This window comes from Flavobacterium nitrogenifigens (assembly GCF_003254565.1).
GTDB lineage: Bacteria > Bacteroidota > Bacteroidia > Flavobacteriales > Flavobacteriaceae > Flavobacterium > Flavobacterium nitrogenifigens.
The window spans coordinates 161,180-181,473 of the sequence record NZ_QJRI01000180.1; the positions used below are offsets into that span (position 1 = coordinate 161,180).

A 20,294-nucleotide genomic window follows, 5' to 3' on the forward strand; every position below is an offset into this window, starting at 1 on the left:
AAAAATCAATTGATTAAGGTGCTTAAAAGACAATTTTGAGGTGCTTTTCGGACAGAGGTGAGATTTTAGATTTTAGATTTTAGAATTTAGATTTTAGAATTTAGATTTTAGAATTTAGATTTTAGAATTTAGAATTTAGAATTTAGATTTTGGAATTTGGAATTTGGAATTTTAGAACTTGGAATTTTAAATTACAGGATTGCTTTAATTTTTTCTGGAATTTTATTAATCAGTTCAAAATGTTTTGCCATTACATTTTCAAGCTCTAATGTTCCGCCCAAAATAATCATTTCTTTGTGTGTAAAACGTTTTCCGAGTCGGTCTTCGAGCATAATTTTTTCCATGCTTTGTGCTATTTCAATTTCATGTAAAAAGTCATTCGGATGTCCGGCAGTACAGATTGCAAGTCCGTACGGAATGGTTTTCATTTTCCTTGTAGTTTCATTTTGTCCGTACGCATATCTAACAGAATAAACACGATCAAACCAGCCTTTCAACTTTGCAGGACAATCGCTCCACCAAACTGGATACAAGAAAATAATAGCATCTGCTTTTTCTATTTTTTCCTGTTCTGCTAAAACATCAGAAGGAATTGGAAGCTGTGTCTTGGCAAATCCTTCACGCTCATATTCTGCTTCAGACATATCGCTGATGAAATGAGATGCATACAAATCGGAGACTTCAATATGCCAATTTTTATTGCCTAAAACAGATTTTAATCTTTCCAAAACCTGAAAGGTATATGATTTTTTGCTTGGATGTGCGTAAACAATTAAAATATTCATTTTTAGACTTTTTAGATTTGTAATCGTTTCAAAGTTTAAATCAGTTCTGTACGAAAATACAAATTAAAAGTAAAATATTTTATTTTAAGATGTTGAATTGGATTTTAAAATCTGTCAGAGCTAAGTACAGTTTGTCATTTCGACGAAGGAGAAATCTCCGCAAGAAGCTCCGCAAAGTAATTCCCAATCTTTGTCGAGTTTCTAACGAAGATTTCTCCTTCGTCGAAATGACAAGATTGTGTAAAAACTATTAGTTATTCTTCTGAAAATTCTAAAATATCTCCAGGTTGACAATCCAATACTTTACAGATGGCTTCGAGCGTGCTGAAACGGATTGCTTTTGCTTTACCAGTTTTTAATATGGAGAGATTTGATAATGTTAAATCTACTTTTTCTGAGAGTTCATTTAATGACATTTTTCTTTTTGCCATCATGACGTCTAAATTTACTATAATGGGCATAATTTTGTTTTAAATGGTTAGGTCAATTTCAGATTGAATTTCGATTCCTCTTTTAAAAATTTGCCCGATGACAAACATCACAATGGCCATAAAAATCCAAATGCTGTGGCCTTCAAGATTAAGTGATTCTAAAGTTGGGAGTTTTACGCCATTTGATGCCAGCCAATTATTGAATTTGAATGCCCAAAAAGAAAACAATCCGATTCCGAAAGCTAAATAGGATAGATAAGATATAAAGCGTCCTGTTTCTGGAGTAAAAGGCTGTTCTATATTTAGTTTTTTCTCATGCAGCATTTTTACAATCAGATAAAACATAATCGATTTTAATATTGCCACAATGCTGATAAAACATAGTTCTTGAATGTAAAAGCTAGGACTGTAATTGTAGAGATCGAGTAAATTAAGAAAGCGAGCATTATAGGAATTTATAGTCATAGTATAAATTCCGTTAAAAAGATACATACCGGCTTCTACGCATAAGCCAATAAAAATAATCCATGATAAAATATTCAGGATTTTTAGAATCTGTGGTGTTCCAATTTTAATTTCCATACTCTTTAAGATTAGAAGTTATGCTGCTAAAATAATAAAAATTTATTGATAAACAATAAATAAATAGTTTTTATCAAAAAAAATAGCTTCAGCAATTTCAATGCTGAAGCTATTTTTATATGTTTTAAAATCTTGTTATCGAAGCACTTTCTTTTCGTTTTCGAGCATTTTTTCGATATTGAAATAAATTCCGTCTACATTGTAAACGCCTTTTTCGAAACTTAGGTAATCGCAATTTTCAACCAATGATTGTCCTTTCGATTCAATTTCAAAAAGATTGAGCAATATGTATTCATGATCAACCATTAAAACATGAAAACCAGTTTCACATTTTTTGCCATCTCCAGAAGAAAGAATTACATTCATAATACTGTGAAATTTAAAGGAAGCAATTTTTGCTGCGGTTTCGTCACCTTTTAAATGATAAATGTAAGCTAGATAGTTGAGCTGTCTTAAGTCAAATGGAAAATCGTTCAAGGAATTATTGGCCAGTTTTATAATTTCGTCATAATCTGAAGTTTCGAGTTTTTCTTTCGCATAAAAAGTACGGAGTTTTTCGTCGTTGGGAGAAGTCCAAAAAGCATTGTATTTGGGTTGAAAAAAGTAACCTAAATATAAATGGCGATATTCGTCATGGGTTAAAAGAGTATCATTTTTTACTAGCCTTTCCATTAATTTCGGATAAAAGAATTTGGAATTCTTATCACTGATTTCTTTTTCGATTGCTTTATAATCAGGTTTTGTAAAACCGAGATCTTGAGCGTTTAATTGGATTCCGAAACAAAAAAATAGGGCAACAAAAAAATGTTTTAGCATGATTTAGATGGTTTTAGGTTAGGTTTCTGGTCTTACTAAAATACAAATTATTTTAAAGCAAAATGTTCTTGTTAAATCCTAATTCGGTATGAAAAAACACGCTTTTATTATGGTTCATTAGTTGCCCATTTCCCTTTTTCTTTCGCAATATCGATTAATTTCTGGCCATGTTCAGTCATTAAATTCTGCTGAATCATGCGTTCGGCTCTTTCAATATTGGGTTTGCTCCATTTGCTGGTTTTGGGATTTCTATGGGAGAAGGTAAGGTAATAGCTTTCTCCGTCACGTTTTTTGCAGAGACTGTCAATCCAGCCAAAACAAAGTGCTTCTTCGGTTGCTTCGACTAAATTTACACTCTGGGTTTTACTTTTTTTATGATACAAGATTAGCCAAACCGATTTTTCTGTCTGGCTGTTTTCCTCAAGCCAGTTGCGCCAATCTTGTCTTGTTGGAGCATAAACAGCTAATTTTCCGTCTTTAGTTTCCATCTTTTTAGTTTTTTATTTTATAAAGATAAAGCGACCTTTTGACAACAGTATGTCAGTAATAAAATTAAAATAAAGTTTTGAAAACTAGATATTTAAATTGTTTTTGATTTATTTTAACCGAAGTAATTGGCCTTTTCGTTTGACAATGTTTTTGTAATCCCACTGAATTTCTCTGCTTTTCTTGAGCCAGCGTTTCAAATCTTCTTTATTTATCTGATCGATGTTTGTATAACGCTTTTCAGCAGCTTTAAATGAACCTTCGTTTTGAAGTTTTTCTTCCTCAAAAGATTGTCCGCTCCAGAAGAGTAATCTTACTGAATCTTTTAATTTGCTATAACCTACAATCGGATTTCCGTCTAAAAACCAAACAGGATGAGCGTGCCAGATTTTGTTTTCGGCTTCAGTTAAGTTTTTACTTATAATGTTATAAAGAAGATTGCAGATTTCTTTATTTTCTGCTGTCTGAGAATCGTTGTAATCCTGAATCTGATTCATATCTTTAGCATTTAAGTTAATTTATATCTTTTGTCAGTTCAAATAAAATATAAGTTCCGTTGCTTGACTGACCTCTCGATTTTTCTGTGAATCCTTTTTTTAAATAGAATTCAATTGCTTTGGTATTGCTTACAAGGCATTTTAGGGTAATTGGAAATGCTGTTTTCTTTATGACGGCTTTTAATAATTGGGTGCCAATGTTTTTTCCTTGATATGCATTTTCAACATAAAGATGATGGATAAAATTATTAGGCATCCAAATCGAAATAAATCCGACGGGAATATCATCTATGAGCGCAGTTAGAATATATTCTCCTTTTGTCTGTTTGTCAAAATCTTCAAGTTTAAATTCTGATGTGTCTTGCTCTGTAAATGTTCGCTGTCTTTCATTTAAGAAAATAGCTCTTAAATGTGGTAAATTGATGTTTTTCGCTTCTTCTACAATTACCATTTTGAGTTTGCATTTATTGTTCGTTAAGCGTAGGAAAGTTAAATAAAAAATCCGACTTGTTTATGCAAATCGGATTTTGATGTTTTTTAAGGCTGTAACTTTTTCATAAACTCATTTGAAGCCAGTTCTAATGCTTTATAATAGTTTCCTTTTTTAAGTTCTGGAACAGAATAAGTGGCAATTATGTTTTGTGTGTCTTCGGTACTTAATTTGTATCTTATAAAATCGACACTTATAACCTGAATTTGTCTTAATGTTTTGCTTACAATTATTAAAAGAGTAGGATCTAATCGCGGGTCTTTTGATAGAAATTTATCGAGTTCCAATGTATATTCTTCCAATGACTTAAATGGAGAATAAGAAGGAGTTGTGATGACAACAATTTTATAAAGGTATTTTTTTTCGAAACCGTTTAGCGTGGTATTCAAAGATTTAAGCTCGACTGGTGTTAATATTTTTTCAAAGTCGTTGACGCAGTCTGTTGATCCTGAAAAAGAGCTTTTTAGTTGAGCAGAAAAATCGGTGTCGTTTTTTGTTTGGGCAGATAAAAGAACTGAGGTTAACAGCGCTAGCGTAAAGAATAATTTTTTCATTCTATGGCAGATTAGATTTGGTGCAGCAAAAGTAGCACATTCTTTAATTTTAAACAGATGAAAAGTAGAATAGTTTTTGTTTTATGTTGAAAAATATTAACTCATATAAAAATAAAAATCCGACCTGTTTTCACAAATCGGATTTTAAAGTTTTCTATTGTAATAAAGGCAGTAAATGATCCCACTTTAATTCTTTGGCAAAATCCAAAGCAGTTTTTCCAGTTGCAGTTTTAGCATGTTTATCTGCCCCAGACTCCAGTAAAACTTCAACAGAAGTCTGATTTCCTGCAATGGTTTCGCGATGCAGAAAAGTATAGCCCAATTCATCTTGGTTGGACACTTCTTCTGGATTATTAGCAACAAATTCAATAAGACTTTCTTTCATGTTTTTGCTCATTGGATGTTCAATCAGATTTTCGGGTTTTTCTTTTTGTTCATTTACGATCAAAATGTCGTTAAAATCACCAAAATCTAGTCCCCAAGCTTCATCATGAGATTCCCTTTCGTCTTCGCTCATGTCAGAACGCATTGCTTGAATTGTAAATGCACCATAAGTTTGTCCATTGATGGCAAATAACCAATCGCTGATTTGATTTATCGGAATTGCAATTTCGTCTCCATTAGCAACATTAGTTAATTAATTAGGATCATTTACTAATATGCCGTATATGTTTTCCCCATCAAAGTTTACATCGTTAATCCACATGTGTTCTACGACAGTTTCGTTGTCTATTTCTTGTGTAAAAGCCAGTTTTACACAAGCAACATCCAATCCTGGAACTATTCGTCTGTATTCCCAAGATAGTTCTCTCCAAAAATATTTAAAGGTTTCCTGAGCTTTTTTGTAAGCTTCAATCATTTTAGGGTTTTCCCCGTCGGCGTAGAATATTTTTGTTTCTTCCATAAAAATGAATATTTATAATGATTTATAAAAGTAAGCTTTTTAGTACTTTGGGAGAAATGATATTGAAGCATTTTTGAGTTTTTAGAGATTTGTTAACTCAAAAGTGATGATTTTTTAAGACAAAGTATTGTCATTTCGAGGAACGAGAAATCTTCGCAAGAAGCTCGACAAAGATTGAATTCTTATTATGGAGTTACTTGCGAAGATTTCTCGTTCCTCGAAATGACAAACTAGACTAACATTAAATATGTTGAAATAAAAAATCCGATCTGTTTTTCACAAATCGGATTTTATAAATTGAGAATTATATATAACCGTAAAACGGTATATTTTTACAAGTGAATTACTTCGCCGTAAGCATCAGCTACAGCTTCCATAACAGCCTCGCTCATTGTTGGGTGAGGGTGGATAGATTTAAGGATTTCGTGACCTGTAGTTTCTAGTTTACGAGCAACAACTGCTTCAGCAATCATATCTGTAACACCAGCACCAATCATGTGGCATCCTAACCATTCTCCGTATTTAGCATCGAAAATTACTTTTACGAATCCGTCAGCATTTCCAGCAGCTTTTGCTTTTCCAGAAGCTGAAAATGGGAATTTACCAATTTTTAATTCGTAACCTTTTTCTTTAGCTTGTTTTTCTGTTAAACCAACAGAAGCGATTTCTGGAGTTGCATAAGTACAACCAGGAACATTTCCGTAATCGATTGGGTCTACGTGAAGTCCTTTAATTTTCTCAACACAGTTAATTCCTTCAGCAGAAGCAACGTGAGCTAAAGCTTGACCTGGAGTAACGTCTCCAATTGCGTAGTATCCTGGAATGTTAGTTTCGTTGTAAGCGTTAACTAAGATTTTATCTCTATCAACAGCGATTCCAACTTCTTCTAATCCGATGTTTTCAATGTTTGTTTTGATTCCAACTGCCGAAAGTACGATGTCAGCTTCTAGAACTTCTTCTCCTTTTGCAGTTTTAACGAAAGCTTTAACTCCAGCTCCTGTAGTGTCAATACGCTCAACAGAAGAGTTAGTCATTACTTTAATTCCTGATTTTTTCAAAGAACGCTCAAATTGTTTTGAGATATCTTCGTCTTCTACAGGAACTACGTTTGGCATAAATTCTACGATAGTAACATCTGTTCCCATTGAGTTGTAGAAGTGAGCGAACTCAACTCCGATTGCTCCGGAACCAACAATGATCATAGATTTTGGTTGCGTTGGCAATGTCATTGCCTGACGGTATCCAATTACTTTTACACCATCTTGAGGTAAGTTTGGCAACTCGCGAGAACGAGCTCCAGTTGCGATGATAATGTGGTCAGCGCTATATTCTGTAACTTTATTGTCTTTATCAGTAACGTCAAGTTTTTTTCCTGGTTTTAGTTTTCCAAAACCTTCAATAACGTCAATTTTGTTTTTTTTCATTAAGAATTGAACTCCTTTGCTCATTCCTTCAGCAACACCACGGCTGCGTTGAATAACTGCAGGGAAATCTTTATCAAATTCAGAAACTTTCAATCCGTAGTCAGAAGCGTGTTTAAGGTAATCAAAAACCTGAGCAGATTTTAAAAGCGCTTTTGTTGGGATACATCCCCAGTTAAGGCAAACTCCACCTAGATTTTCTTTTTCTACTACAGCAGTTTTAAAGCCTAATTGTGAAGCTCTAATCGCTGTTACATATCCTCCAGGACCACTTCCTAAAACAATAACGTCGTATTTCATTTTTTTTGCTTTTAGTATTAACTATCGAAAATGAAGTTTATATTTCCGAAACTCATCTTTCGATTTCTTCTTTTGTTATTTGTGATTGCGAATTTAAGGATTTATTTTATATGAACACCTGAAATTTTGTTTTTAAAGACACAGATTTTGGTCTTTTCACAGAAACCAAAGTAATTGTGAATTGTAAATTGTGAATTATGAATTGATTTTTATTATTTAGTGAGTAATTGTTGATGGTTTGTTGTTTGTTGTTTGTTGTTTGTGGCGAAAAAAATAAGCCACGGATTATTAGGATTAAAATGATTTTTAAAAAATCTGTGTTAATCTGTGCAATCTGTGGCTATTATAATTTTGTCTCTCTGACCGAAGTTGAAGAGCTTTGTGTGGGCTTCGACTTCGCTCAACCTGACAGTAGCTGAATCTTTTGGAATAAAATAAGCCACAGATTAAAAAGATTAAAATGATTTTTAAAAATCTGTGTTAATCTGTGTAATCTGTGGCTTATATAATTATGAGTTATGAATTTTGAATTAATAATTTACCATTCACAATTAACCATTCACCATTAAATCTTCACGTGTCCCCAGTTTTCTCCGCTGGCAATTCTTCTAATTTGCATTTCGCTTACGCCAAATTGTTTTGCAATCATTTTAAGACGTGTTTTTTGTTCAGGTCTTGCTAGGATTTTCTTGATTAACATCACTTTTGTGGTGGTTAATTTTCGTCCGTCGGCTTTTAGATTGTGTTCGATTAAGTTCTTTTTTGCCTGAATAACGCGCGGACTTTTACGGCTGTGCGCCATCATTTCTTGTTTGGTTGCCCAGCGAAGATTGCGTACATCATCATTTGCTCTATTATAATCTAAGTGCAGTACATAGGTTTGTTCTTCCGATTCTTTCGGAATAAAATATTGAGCAACTAACTTATATAAGAAGAGATATTTGTTTACGATTTTATCGTCTTTTTTAACCTTAAAACGGAAAGTTGGATATCCGTCGCTTAAACCGCCTTTTAAGATGCGTCCGTTTTCAATATCGTCGGTAAAACTTATTAATCTTCCTCTATTCGAAATGGCGTATCTTAATTGTAATGAAGCATTTATTTCTATTTCTTTGAATTTTTCATCAGGATAAAATCTATTTTGTGGCATTGTCTTTTACATTTGATTTCTATATTCTCAAAGATAAATAATAAACCAAAAATTTCAGCTATCTTGCTGATTGTGAAAGGTCAATTTTATGATTTCTATAACGCTAATTTAACGTTTTAAAACGTTTTTGATAGTTTTTAGTCGGATTTTAAATCACAATTTATCAAAAATGCAGTTTTTGTATTTTTTGAATTAATGTAATTTTATAGCTAAATAATTATTAAATTATTGATCTAGCCAGTTTTTGAAGTTGTTGATTTCTTTTTTACTGATGAAAATAGCGTCAGATTCAGCTGCAGGAACCGTCAAAATCAATTCAACTTTCTGATTTGAATGTTTTATAACTTCTTTAATGCTTTCTCGGTTAACGATATATTTTCGGTTTATTTTGAAAAAATGAAATGGGTCAAGACTGTTTATAATTTCTGTCAAAGTACTATTGTACAAATAGCTGTTTCCAGATTTTATATGAATAAAAAGATGTTTTCCTGTTGCGGCAAAGTAGGTGATTTCGTTTTCATTAATAGAAATCATTTTGTAACCGTGATTTACTAGGAAATGGCGCTGTATTTTATTGCTTTCGGGGTTTTCTATTGCGACTAAAGATTGAAGCGTAGAATTGCTGTTAAAGCTATCTTTTATTTTTTTGAATTTCTGAAGGGCTTCCAATAATTCTTCTTCTTCAAATGGTTTTAAAAGATAATCTATTGTAAAATGTTTGAAAACCGAAATGGCATAAGAATCGTAAGCGGTTACAAAAATAACGGGGCAGGAGATGTCAGCTTTTTCGAAGATTTCAAGACTTTTTCCGTCGCCCAAATGAATGTCCATAAAAGCGAGATCTACTTTGTTTTCGCTAAAAAATGTGACAGCTTCTTTTACCGATTTTAAAACGCTGATTGCATCAATCGATAAAACGTCCTGCTGCTCTAAAATAGATTTTAGATAGCTGGAAGCAAGATGTTCGTCTTCGACAATAGCAATTTTCATTTTGCAGGTATTTACAATGCAAAGATAAAATCAGGAATTTTTATACGCAATAAAGAGTGCATTTTGTTGCATTGATTTTATAAAAAAAAAAGGCCTAGCTGTAAAAACTAGACCTCTTTAAAAAAAAACAATTAGGTAAAATTATAGATTGGGATTATTCAATCTCGCGTTTGCTGGATAAATAATGGTATAACGCGGATCATTTTGTATTAAAGTGCTTTCAGTGCTCAAGAATTTATGAACGATTTGTTTTTGAGTTGTTCTTCTTAAATCAAACCAACGGTGACCTTCTACAGCAAATTCTCTATGTCTTTCTTCGTAAATGAAGTTTGTCAAATCTGTTGCATTCATCGCATTAACTTCACCTTCTAGCTGTGTATATCCTACTGCTGAATATCTGTTTTTAATGAAATTTAAAACCGTTGCTTTTGCATCGTTACTATTGTTTAGTTTCAATAAAGTTTCAGCTTTTGTTAAATACAATTCTGAAGTTCTGAAAGATGATTTTTGATTATCATTTCCGCCTTTTAGAATTCTGAAACGGCTTCCGCTAGCTGAGAAATAAAGTGGGAAACGCAAATCAGCTGTTTTGTTGTAAGCTGCAATTAAATCGGTAGATGCAAATGAAGCTCTCTGGATACCAACGATATATCCGTCTTCAAGTGCTAGAATAGATTCTTTTCCGTCAAATTTTGTAGCTAGAACAGGAGTTGCTTTTAAGTCAATTAAAGTATTGTTGATTTCTAAAGCTTTGTTGGCAGCATCTAATGATTTTTGCCATTGCTGCTGATACAAATATATACGGCTTTCTAAACTGAATAAAGCCACTTTTGAGAAACGGTAGTTTAATCCTGTTGGCTGTTTGCTTATGTTGATTAATTTCTCTGCTTCTTTAGTGTCAGAAATAATCTGATTGTAAACTGCTTCAACACTTTGTGGTACAAAAACCTGCTCCAGATCAATTTCTAAAGCTAACGGAACTCCTTTGTCAGTAGCCGCAGTTGAAGGATTGTAAGGCTTTCCGAAAAGGTTAACCAAATCAAAGTTTGCCATTGCTCTCAAAGCATAAGCTTCTCCTAATAATTGATTTTTTTCCTCAGATGCTTCTACTTTTTTTGAAGCTTCATTTATAACAACATTAGTGTAAAAAATGACATTGTATAAATCTTGATAGTGAAATTCTAATGTGCTTTTATCAGGATTTGCATCTTTCCATAAGTAGATATCTTTATAAATAGAAACTTCACTGTTGTCTTCGTTCATTAGCAACTCGTCTGTACGAACTGTAGACAACGATTTGTGTTCTGGATATGAAGCATATCCTTTGGTTAGAACTGCGCGAAATTCTTCTAGCGATTCTGGAATTACTTTTCCTACTGGAGTAATGTCCAGATAGTCATCGCAGCTGCTAAGGGCAATAGCAGCAACGAATAGTGTTATATATTTTGAGAATTTTTTCATCTTTTTTAGTTTTTAGAAAGTAACATTAAGTCCTAAAGTAAATGATCTAGGAACTGGCTGTGCATAAATGTTTCCGTAAGTTTCAGGATCAAAATAACCTTTGTAATCTGAGCTAATCACGAACAAGTTTCTTGCTTCAAGATTTAAACGAATACTTTGAATATTGATGTGATCTGTGAATGTTTTTGGGAATGTATATCCAAAACGAACACTGCTTAATCTCATATAACTCATTTCGCTAACCCAAGTGTCTAAGTAATTATAAGTATTGATTTGATTTGCACCAGAAAACCAGCTGTATGCCATCCATGAATCTCCCGTACCAGAATCTTTACTTGTAATACCTGGTAAATTAGATGAAGTATTGGTTGGTGACCAAGCGTTTAAAATATCAGTTGTATAATTCTGTCCTCTGTCTACTATTGTTCCGTTGTAAGGAGGCGTTTTGGTAACCGTTTGTTTGATATTGAATGACGCTGCAATCGTAAGATCAAAATTACGAACCTTAAATGTGTTTGTAAGACCTCCTGTAAATTTAGGATCTTTGTCTCCTAGGTAAACAAATAGGTCTCTAAATTCTGCTGGCGTTAAACTTGACTGAGTAATTTCTCCTGGTAAAAAGTCTGCATAAGGATCAAATAAACCAAAGAAAGTCTGTGCATTTACAGTTTCTCCTTTTTTGTTTACAAATAAAGGATAGCCGTTTTCGTCAATTCCGTTTGTTTTAAATCCAAAAACAGCGTTTACAGCATGACCTTCTTGGTTTGGCAAATAACTGTTGTCTCTTATTTCTAAACGGTCAATGTTACTTTTGTTATGAGCAAAATTAATTGTAGTATTCCATTTAAAATTAGGACGGTCGATGTTTTTTGTAGCCAAGGCAATTTCAAAACCTTTGTTGCTTACTTGCGCCCAGTTCATATTGGTAAATTCAAAACCATTTTCTAAAGGAAGCGCTTTCATACCAATTAAATCGGTACTTTTTCTTCCGTAGAAATCAGTTACAATGCTAATACGATTATTAAATACACCAAGATCAAAACCTAAGTTGGTATTTTCTGTTTTTTCCCAACGCAATTTGCTGTTTGGCGGAGTCATTACTTCAATTATAGGTTCTGTCTGTCCTGGTAAAATAGTAGTAGTTTTATTTTCTCCAACTACATAAGGTGAAGTGTTTTTATCAATATTACCTTGTAAACCGTAAGAAGCACGAAGTCTTAAGTTAGAAATTGTTTTGCTGTCTTTTAAGAAATTTTCTTGAGATACCAACCAAGATCCAGATGTTGACCAAAGTGGCAAGTATTTGTATTTTGGGTCTACACCAAATAAGTCAGAACCATCATAACGCACACTTCCGTAGAAGCTATATTTTCTATTGTAAGTGTATGCCGCTGTTGCAAAGAATGATGCAAAGGCATTTTCTTTTTCTGTTTTTATGAATGTTTTGTAAATAGCGTCATTAACAGAATTCGAGTTAGGGAAAATAATTTGCTGTGTTGTCAAATTCTTTTCGTCATAACCAAAACCTCTTGTCAAGATAGTAGTGTTTTTATTTCTTCTTAATTCATTACCAACCATTACTTCAATTTCGTGTTTCTCTCCTAAAGTTTTAGAATAGTTCACCATTGTTTTTAAGTTGTACTGAAAAAAGTCTGTGTTTGTATTTTGAATAATACCACCTTCAGGAAGGAAATATTTTTTAACTCCTCCAGAATAATAACTTGTTTTTTCTTTTTGTTTTCTAGTGTAAAAAGTTTCCTTGCCAGCAAATTTTTCGCTAGAAGAATTGTCCAACTGTAAACCTAGTTGGCTTGATACTTTCAAATCTTTTGTGATTTTATACTCAGCGTCAAGCAACGCTTTTATAGCTCTTGTTTTTAAATCGTAAGAAGTATTGTTTCTCTCTTCTAAGAAATTAAAAGGCAATTTAATATCAGAATATGAAGCAATGTCTGGATCGTATTTATAACTTCCGTCTTCATTATAAGGTGTAAGATACGGGTTTACGTTTCTTGAATAGTTTGCAGGATTTGTAAAACCGTCAGTATCTGTTACGTATGAAGTAGTTTTAGTGTCTGAACCAAAAAGGCTAACACCAACTTTAAATTTATCAGTAATGTCGTAGCTGTTTTTTAAAGTTAAATTGTAACGTTTAAGGCCAGTTCCAATTGTTGTCCCTTTTTCGTCATAATACCCTAAAGAGAAATAGTAGTCAGATCTTTCACCTCCTCCAGATAAACTTAATCCGTGTTGCGTGTTGATTGCATTTTGGTATAATAAATTACCCCAATTTGTATTGATGCCTCTTAGGTTGTTGATTGATTGTTGTGTTTGCGGACTCAAAGAAGAGAATCCACCGGCTCTGTATGCGTCTAATTCATTCGCTCCATTTAGGATACGAGCAACATCACCACCGGTGTCTCTGTAAGTCAAATCTGCACGGCTCGCCATATTCAATTCAAGATCAACTTTCTGACTAGAATCCATTAAGTTTAATTTTGAAAATTCTGGTCTTTGCGTAATAAAAGTATTGGTATTGAAGCTAACGGTCATTTTACCGCTTCTTCCTTTTTTAGTTGTAACAACGATTACCCCGTTTGCAGCGCGTGCACCGTAAATAGCTGTAGCGGCAGCATCTTTTAAAATGGTAATGTCTTTAATATCGTCTGGATTTAAACCAGCAATAGAGTAGTTGTTTAATACATCGATATTCTCTTTATCGTAATTTTTTGGAACATCATTATTCTCTAACGGAAGTCCATCTAAAACCCATAAAGGGTCTTGTGTTCCATTTAAAGAAGCAGTACCTCTAATTCTAATTTTTGCTGCAGCTCCTGGCGCTCCTGACGGAGTAGTAACGGCAACTCCGGCAACTTGTCCAATCAATAATTGGTCAATGCTAGATACACCAGTCTGTTGAATAGAAGCCATATCTACTTTTGTAATAGCAGATGTCAGCTTTCTTTTTTCAATTTTTTGATAACCCGTTATAAGAACTTCCTGAAGTTTTGCTGTTTCAGAATTTAAGGCAATAGTATAATCTTTTTGAGCAGATAATTCAAGAGTATACGATTTGTATCCCATGAAAGTAATTCTCAAAGTAGTAACGTTTTTTGCGATTTTCAAGCTGAATTTACCGTCAAAATCTGAGGTAGTTCCAATTGCTTCACTATGGATAATACCTGCCATAGCGGTTTTGTTTGATATCGAATTATTCTCAACGAAGATTGATGCGCCAGGAATTGGCGATGAATCTGCTGCATCTTGAATGATCCCCGTGATGGTTCGGGTTTCCTGCGAGTATCCTGCGATGGCCAGGAACAAGAGTAAGGTTTGTAAAATTTTTGTCATGTTTTTGGGTTGTATTAAAAGGTTGTATTATTCAATGCTTTTTCGATTCGTTGGATCAAATCGCGGTAATGGTTTTGGGTAGATTGGTCTCCTGTATTCTTTTTAGTTTTTAATAATTGAAGGACTTTTGTTAATTCACCTTTTTTATCTGAGGTTACTTCTGCAACTCTACTTAAAAAAGCATTATTGATATTTCTTGCTGTATGTGCATCATTTAAATAATTGCATAAATGCGGCATGCTTAAAGTCTGCTGAATTTCGATTGATTTCTTCGCTTCTGTTTTTTCAAATAATTTATTTGTCGAAATAATTAAAACATCTACATAATTCTTTTGTGTCATACGCTCCAGAATTGATAGAGATTTATTCGCAATTGTTCCAGCAAAAACGTTTTGATGTATTTTTTTAAACAAATCATTTACGGTAAAAACTGGTTCTTTAGTTTTATTTAGCTGATACAATTCATTTTCTGTCATTCGAAGTAAACGATCGTCTCTGAACAAGCTATACATGGCATCGTATTGTAATCCTCGTGCCATTGTGTATGGTGTGTACTCATAAGGTCCAAAAGGAGAATCTTTCAACGGATTTGTTTTTTCTAAAATGTCATTAAAAAACAGCCACTGCGGAATTGTAAGTACATTTTTAACTAAATAATCTGCAGCTCTTTTCTGCATTGCAGCAGGAACCGGAACATAACTTTGTTTGTTATCGCCGTGAACCGTTGTATTTAAATAAACACCCCCAATATTAGCCAATACATGGTCAGTGTATGTTTGCCATTGGCCAATAGCTCCAATATACAGTTTGCCTGTTTCATAGTAAGACTGATCTTTATCGTAAGTCCAGTTTAAGATATTATCTACAACACGCTTTAAGTTCTTCAAACCGTATTCGCTTGCTTTCATAGCATCATTCCCTAAGTCTTCAGACTGAGAACGTGGATCAATTACATTTCCCTGCTGTTCGCCATAAAAATAAATGGGGTCATCTTGATGTTTTGTAATTAAGGCGTTTAGTTTTGTTGTTTCGTTGTCGTTAGGCGAGTACCATCTGTAACCCCATTCTATAGCATATTTATCATATTCTCCAATTTTCGGAGTAATTACTGTAACATTGTCTTCTGGCTGTGCTACATAATTGTAACGCGCATAATCCATAATTGATGGAGCTGTTCCGCCCATTTTTGCTGTAAATTCTTTAGAACGTAACGATTCTACATCATAAGCAAAAGAAGAACCCATATTGTGTTTTAAACCAAAAGTATGACCCACTTCGTGAGACGAAACAAAACGAATTGCCTCTCCCATATGTTCATCGCTAAATTTATTTCCTCTAGCTTTCGGATCAATTGGTCCTGTCTGAATGCGCATCCAGCTTTGAAGTGAAGTCATTACATTATGCCACCAGATAATATCGGCTTCGATAATTTCACCGCTTCTTGGGTCAACCACAGATGGCCCCATTGCATTTGATTTTGGAGATGCAGCATACGTAATTACAGAATAGCGTACGTCATCAATATCAAAATCCAAATCTTTATCAGTAGGTTCTTTTGCTATAATAGCGTTTTTGAAACCCGCTTTTTCAAAAGCTGCCTGCCAATCGTGTACTCCATCAATAATGTATTTTCTCCATTGTTTTGGAGTCGATGGATCGATGTAATAAACGATTGGTTTTTTCGGCTCTACTAATTCACCTTTCAAATATTTTTCTTCGTCTTCTTTTTTAGGTTCTAATCTCCAGCGTGTAATAAGTTCTTTTTCAACCATTGCTTGCTGTGCATCGGTAAAATACCAATGCTTTTCAGAAAAGAAACCAATTCGTTTGTCAGAAAAACGTGGTTTCATTGGAGTTTTGTCCAATAAAATAATATTACTTGTCACACCAAGCGTAATTGGTAATGACGATGCGCCATCGCTGTAAGAAGTTGTCAGTTGCGATTTTACTACAATATTTTTTGGGAAAGTTTTTAAACCTTCTATATATGATAAATCAGATTTTACAGAACCTCCAATGCCAGTGTTACTCAAAACATCATTGAAGCTTTTTTGTTTTCCGTCAAAAATCTTATTTACTTTAATAACGACAGAAGTCGAATCGTTGTTTTTGGTTTCAATATCAAAAACTTCAATAATAGATTCTGCAAAATTATTTTGAACCGATTGTGTAATCGCATCTTCTTTTGGTGAAGAAACCTTAGGAACATACGATTTTACCCAAACCTTCTTTGCAATTGTATCTTTATAAAAACTAATGACTTTGTTTTCATAATTCATTCCTTTGTTTAAACCAGCTTCATTTACTTGAAAAGGAACTTGAGATAATTTGTTTACCACTAAAAATTCTCTTTGGAATAAACTGTCTTGAATTTCAAAATAAACATCGGTTTTTACCTGAATGACATTGAACAGTCCTTTTTTGACAGAACCTTTTTTTACAAGGTCGTCGTATTTTTTACCTTTTTTAGAATCGGTAGAATCTTTTTTAATTTCAGTTTTGTCCTCTTTTTTGTCTTTCTTTTTCTTTTGAGAATGAACAGTAAGCGGCGATAATAGTAATAAGTATATGCAAAATATTATCAAATTATGCAGGAATGATTTTTCCTTCATCAGATGTTAAGTTTAGGTTAATTTTCGATCCGAAACTATTTTATTTTAGTTCGGAAAAAAAACAAAAAGGAGTGAGTGGCTTTTTTTTAGGAGTGAATGGATATTAATGGAAGAATACAAACAAAATAGCCATCTTTTTCTGATGTCTTAAATTCTGTTTTTGAATAATAATTGTAAATACTCTTTAGGTAGTTTAACCCAAATTTAGTACTCGGTTCTGCAGTCAATTTCTTTTGAAGATTGTTGCTGATAATTACCTGATTTTCTTTAATCAGGATTTTTGTAGTAAGTGGACTTTCTTGTGTGGCTCTATTATGCTTAATAGCATTTTCGACCACAATCTGAAAAGCAAGATAGGGGATGTGTTTGTTTAATGCGGCTTGGTTTTCAATTTCGATAGAAAAGAATAATTCTTCCTTGAAACGGGTTTGCTGTAAAAAGATATATTTTTCAATAAATAATAATTCGTCCTTTAAAGAAACAATGTTCTTTTCTGGCGGATCAATTAAATAACGATAAATACGAGATAAGTTTAAAGTAAATTTCTGCGCAACTTTAATATCACTTCCAATAAGCATATAAAGCGAATTGAGCGAATTGAACAAAAAGTGCGGATTAATTTGTTCTTTCAGTTGTTGCAGCTGAATCAAAGCTTTTTCTTTGATGATTTTTTCATTCTCAACCAAGAGTTTATTTTTCTCTTTGATGACAATTCCCTTTTCTCTGTAAGCGCGTCTGTTGGCATAAGAGAAAAGATAAAAAATCAAAAGCAGCATTATTGTAGTAATCGAATAAATCGAGGTCGAATACTTTTTAACCAAAGCTACATTTTCGTCAGCGACCATTTTCGGAACGTTAACGCAGACAAACCAGTTTGAGTTTTTGATATCCAGTTTTTTAGTAAAACGAATAACATCCAACTGCAAGAACTCAGACAGAGTCGTTCTTTTGACGAAATCTTGTTTCTTACTATAAATCGTATCAGACGGATTAAGAGATGAAATCTTAAAGATATTCTTTCCAAGAAAAGCAATTTCGGGATGGTAAATGCAGGTTCCGTTTTTATCAAAGACAAAAGCGTAATTAGTAGCTGTTTTTGTTTTGTCTATTTTAGAAATGTAACTATGAAGCAATCTCAGATTGATGTCATAACCATATTTTACCACGGTTTTGTTTTCTGAAATTAATTTAAAATAAATGCGCCAAACCCATTCCTTTCCTTGCGGAAGAATTACACTGAGATGTTTGGCATTTTCATTTTGAATAAGAAATGCTTTTATGTTATTTTTAATTTCCTTAGAAATAGAAGGATTACCGTATCGAATAGCGTTTTCATTAATCTGAAACCAATTGTTTACAATCAATTTATTATTTGTCTGAAGAGAAGACAAAAGTTTTAAATTGTTGTCAAGGTTTCCCGAAGTGCTGATTTTTAGAACTTGTTCAATCTTTTTTTCCTGTTCTAAGAACTTCGAAAGTTCTTCGGACATGAATTCTTGTTTTTTAAGGAAATTGCGCGTTGCTATATCATCATTCGATTTTTCGGTCAAATCTGTAATCAGATTGCTCAGAATGTAAACCGACGAAACCGTAATCAGAATCGAGACAACAACGTATATTAAAAAAGCACGTCTAGAGGTAATATTTTTTAATCTAAATTTCAAAAAGTAACATTATGACTTAGTTTGCCACAGCAAACTGCGAGTCATATAAATTTTTATAGTAACCATCAGCTTTCAGTAATAATTCCTGATGCGTTCCTTGTTCAACAATCAATCCCTTATCCATCACCACAATCTTATCTGCATTTACAATTGTTGCTAATCTATGTGCAATTATAATAGAAGTTCTTCCTTTTGTAATCGTTTCTGTTGCACGCTGAATCATTTCTTCAGAATACGTATCAATTGAAGAAGTGGCTTCATCCAAAATCAAAATACTCGGATTACTCACATAAGAACGTAAAAAAGCAATAAGCTGTCGCTGCCCAGAAGAAAGCATAACGCCTCGCTCTTTTACATCAAAATCATAATTATCTGGGAGGTTCATAATAAAATCATGAACACCAATTTTCTTTGCAGCATCAATTACTTTATCTCTCGTAATTGCCGGATTATGCAAAGTGATATTGTTGTAAATCGTATCGGCAAATAAAAAGACATCTTGTAAAACCACAGCAATTTGTTTTCTCAAAGAAGCCAAAGTATAGTTTTCGATGTTTTCTCCGTCAATGCAGATCGTTCCGCTGTTGATTTCGTAAAAACGATTTAATAAATTAATGATAGTCGATTTTCCTGCACCAGTAGAACCTACAATAGCAACAGTCTGTCCAGCCGAAACCGATAAATCAATTCCTTTTATAACTTCTTCTTCTGGAATATAACTGAAACGAATATCTTTAAAGTCAATTCTTCCATTGAAAACTGGCGCTTCAATTGTTCCCGTATCTTGAATGTGATCTTGCGTGTCGATAATGTCAAAAACACGATTGGCAGCAATCATTCCTAATTGCATCTCGTTAAATTTATCTGCAATTTGTCTCAATGGATTAAAAAGCATTCCAATAAACATGGTGTAAGAGAATAAATCTCCGAAAGTTGTAAAATGATCTCCGTTTAAAATTCTAAAACCACCATAAACCACAGCCAAACCTAAAGTAATAGACGAAATAATATCGGCAATAGGGAAGAAGATCGAGTTGTACAGAATCGTCTTAATCCAAGCTACTCTATGTTTGTTGTTGATTTCTTTGAAGTTTTCGGCTTCGATTTTTTCACGGTTAAAAAGCTGTACGATTTTCATACCCGTTACACGTTCCTGAACAAACGAGTTCATGTTGGCAATCTGAGTTCTTACTTCCTCAAAAGCAACTTGCATTTTGCGTTGGAAAATTCTCGTAACATAAACCAAAATTGGCATAGCGATTACCACAATCCAAGTCAGTTTCCAGTTCATGTAAAACATAAAAATCAACACCACCACCATTTTCATCAAGTCGCTTATAATCATAAACAAACCCTGACTGAAAATACGAGCAATAGATTCAATATCCGAAACGGCACGAGTAACCAGCTGCCCAACCGGAACCAAATCGAAATACTTCATTCTGAAACTCAAAATGTGCTGAAAAAGTTTGGTTCTAATATCTTTTACAATATCCTGACCGAGCCAGTTGGCCCAATACACAAAGTAAAACTGAGAAAAAACCTCCATAAGTAAAACCACTCCCATCAAAATAATGTACAGTAGTAATCCCATTTTATCATGAGTTTTGATGTAGCCGTCTACTGTTTCTTTAAGTAAATAAGGACGAAGTGCAGCAAAAATAGACAGCGAAATGGCAAAAATAATTACGCCGTAATAACGCCATTTATAAGGGCGGGTATATTTTAAAATTCGTTTGAATAATCCTGTGTCGAATGCTTTTGCTTTCATTTGTTTTTAGGAGCTTTAAGCTATAGGCT

At 33.4% G+C, this 20,294-nt stretch carries 16 protein-coding genes and 1 pseudogene; all 17 read right to left on the reverse strand.

Annotation, left to right across the window (positions count from 1 at the left end; genetic code table 11):
• Positions 1–191: 191 nt before the first annotated feature.
• The 17 genes and pseudogenes from DM397_RS19275 to DM397_RS19355 all read right to left on the reverse strand — a co-directional run bounded on the left by DM397_RS19275 (position 192) and on the right by DM397_RS19355 (position 20,265).
• On the reverse strand, positions 192–785 hold the full coding sequence (locus tag DM397_RS19275) for an NAD(P)H-dependent oxidoreductase (RefSeq protein ID WP_111379083.1): 594 nt from the start codon (positions 783–785) through the stop codon (positions 192–194).
• A 254-nt stretch (positions 786–1,039) separates the two neighbouring features.
• The gene (locus tag DM397_RS19280; RefSeq protein WP_057116634.1) at positions 1,040–1,246 is read right to left on the reverse strand and encodes a helix-turn-helix domain-containing protein; all 207 of its coding nucleotides are present in this window, start codon (positions 1,244–1,246) and stop codon (positions 1,040–1,042) included.
• 9 nt (positions 1,247–1,255) lie between these two features.
• Positions 1,256–1,798, reverse strand: coding sequence for a DUF2975 domain-containing protein (locus tag DM397_RS19285; RefSeq protein ID WP_111379084.1), 543 nt, complete (start codon positions 1,796–1,798; stop codon positions 1,256–1,258).
• 135 nt (positions 1,799–1,933) lie between these two features.
• Positions 1,934–2,614 carry a DUF4919 domain-containing protein gene (locus DM397_RS19290; RefSeq protein ID WP_111379085.1) on the reverse strand — a complete coding sequence of 227 codons (681 nt, stop codon included), beginning with the start codon at positions 2,612–2,614 and terminating at the stop codon, positions 1,934–1,936.
• A 107-nt stretch (positions 2,615–2,721) separates the two neighbouring features.
• The gene (locus DM397_RS19295; RefSeq protein ID WP_111379086.1) at positions 2,722–3,102 is read right to left on the reverse strand and encodes a YdeI/OmpD-associated family protein; all 381 of its coding nucleotides are present in this window, start codon (positions 3,100–3,102) and stop codon (positions 2,722–2,724) included.
• Positions 3,103–3,210: 108 nt separating this feature from the next.
• Entirely contained in the window at positions 3,211–3,597 is a 387-nt protein-coding gene (locus DM397_RS19300) for a DUF1801 domain-containing protein (protein WP_111379087.1), read from the reverse strand.
• Between the two features lie 16 nt (positions 3,598–3,613).
• Complete coding sequence (locus tag DM397_RS19305) at positions 3,614–4,048, reverse strand: GNAT family N-acetyltransferase (protein WP_111379088.1); 435 nt, start codon at positions 4,046–4,048, stop codon at positions 3,614–3,616.
• 86 nt (positions 4,049–4,134) lie between these two features.
• Positions 4,135–4,641 carry a TPM domain-containing protein gene (locus tag DM397_RS19310; protein WP_111379089.1) on the reverse strand — a complete coding sequence of 169 codons (507 nt, stop codon included), beginning with the start codon at positions 4,639–4,641 and terminating at the stop codon, positions 4,135–4,137.
• A gap of 154 nt (positions 4,642–4,795) precedes the next feature.
• Positions 4,796–5,545: pseudogene (locus tag DM397_RS19315) on the reverse strand (DUF2314 domain-containing protein).
• A gap of 332 nt (positions 5,546–5,877) precedes the next feature.
• Positions 5,878–7,266 (reverse strand): dihydrolipoyl dehydrogenase, encoded by a 1,389-nt coding sequence (gene lpdA, locus DM397_RS19320; RefSeq protein ID WP_073416603.1) that lies wholly within the window; start codon positions 7,264–7,266, stop codon positions 5,878–5,880.
• A gap of 565 nt (positions 7,267–7,831) precedes the next feature.
• Positions 7,832–8,416, reverse strand: a complete 585-nt coding sequence (locus DM397_RS19325; RefSeq protein ID WP_111379090.1) for an NUMOD4 domain-containing protein — start codon at positions 8,414–8,416, stop codon at positions 7,832–7,834.
• Between the two features lie 225 nt (positions 8,417–8,641).
• A complete protein-coding gene (locus DM397_RS19330) occupies positions 8,642–9,406 on the reverse strand; it encodes a LytR/AlgR family response regulator transcription factor (protein ID WP_111379091.1) in 765 nt (254 codons plus the stop codon).
• A gap of 141 nt (positions 9,407–9,547) precedes the next feature.
• The gene (locus DM397_RS19335) at positions 9,548–10,867 is read right to left on the reverse strand and encodes a RagB/SusD family nutrient uptake outer membrane protein (protein ID WP_111379092.1); all 1,320 of its coding nucleotides are present in this window, start codon (positions 10,865–10,867) and stop codon (positions 9,548–9,550) included.
• A gap of 12 nt (positions 10,868–10,879) precedes the next feature.
• The gene (locus DM397_RS19340) at positions 10,880–14,218 is read right to left on the reverse strand and encodes a SusC/RagA family TonB-linked outer membrane protein (RefSeq protein ID WP_111379093.1); all 3,339 of its coding nucleotides are present in this window, start codon (positions 14,216–14,218) and stop codon (positions 10,880–10,882) included.
• Between the two features lie 14 nt (positions 14,219–14,232).
• Positions 14,233–16,830, reverse strand: coding sequence for a zinc-dependent metalloprotease (locus tag DM397_RS19345; RefSeq protein WP_111379094.1), 2,598 nt, complete (start codon positions 16,828–16,830; stop codon positions 14,233–14,235).
• Between the two features lie 86 nt (positions 16,831–16,916).
• Positions 16,917–18,494, reverse strand: a complete 1,578-nt coding sequence (locus tag DM397_RS19350) for a histidine kinase (RefSeq protein WP_111379095.1) — start codon at positions 18,492–18,494, stop codon at positions 16,917–16,919.
• A 16-nt stretch (positions 18,495–18,510) separates the two neighbouring features.
• Positions 18,511–20,265, reverse strand: a complete 1,755-nt coding sequence (locus DM397_RS19355; protein WP_111379096.1) for an ABC transporter ATP-binding protein — start codon at positions 20,263–20,265, stop codon at positions 18,511–18,513.
• Positions 20,266–20,294: the final 29 nt, after the last annotated feature.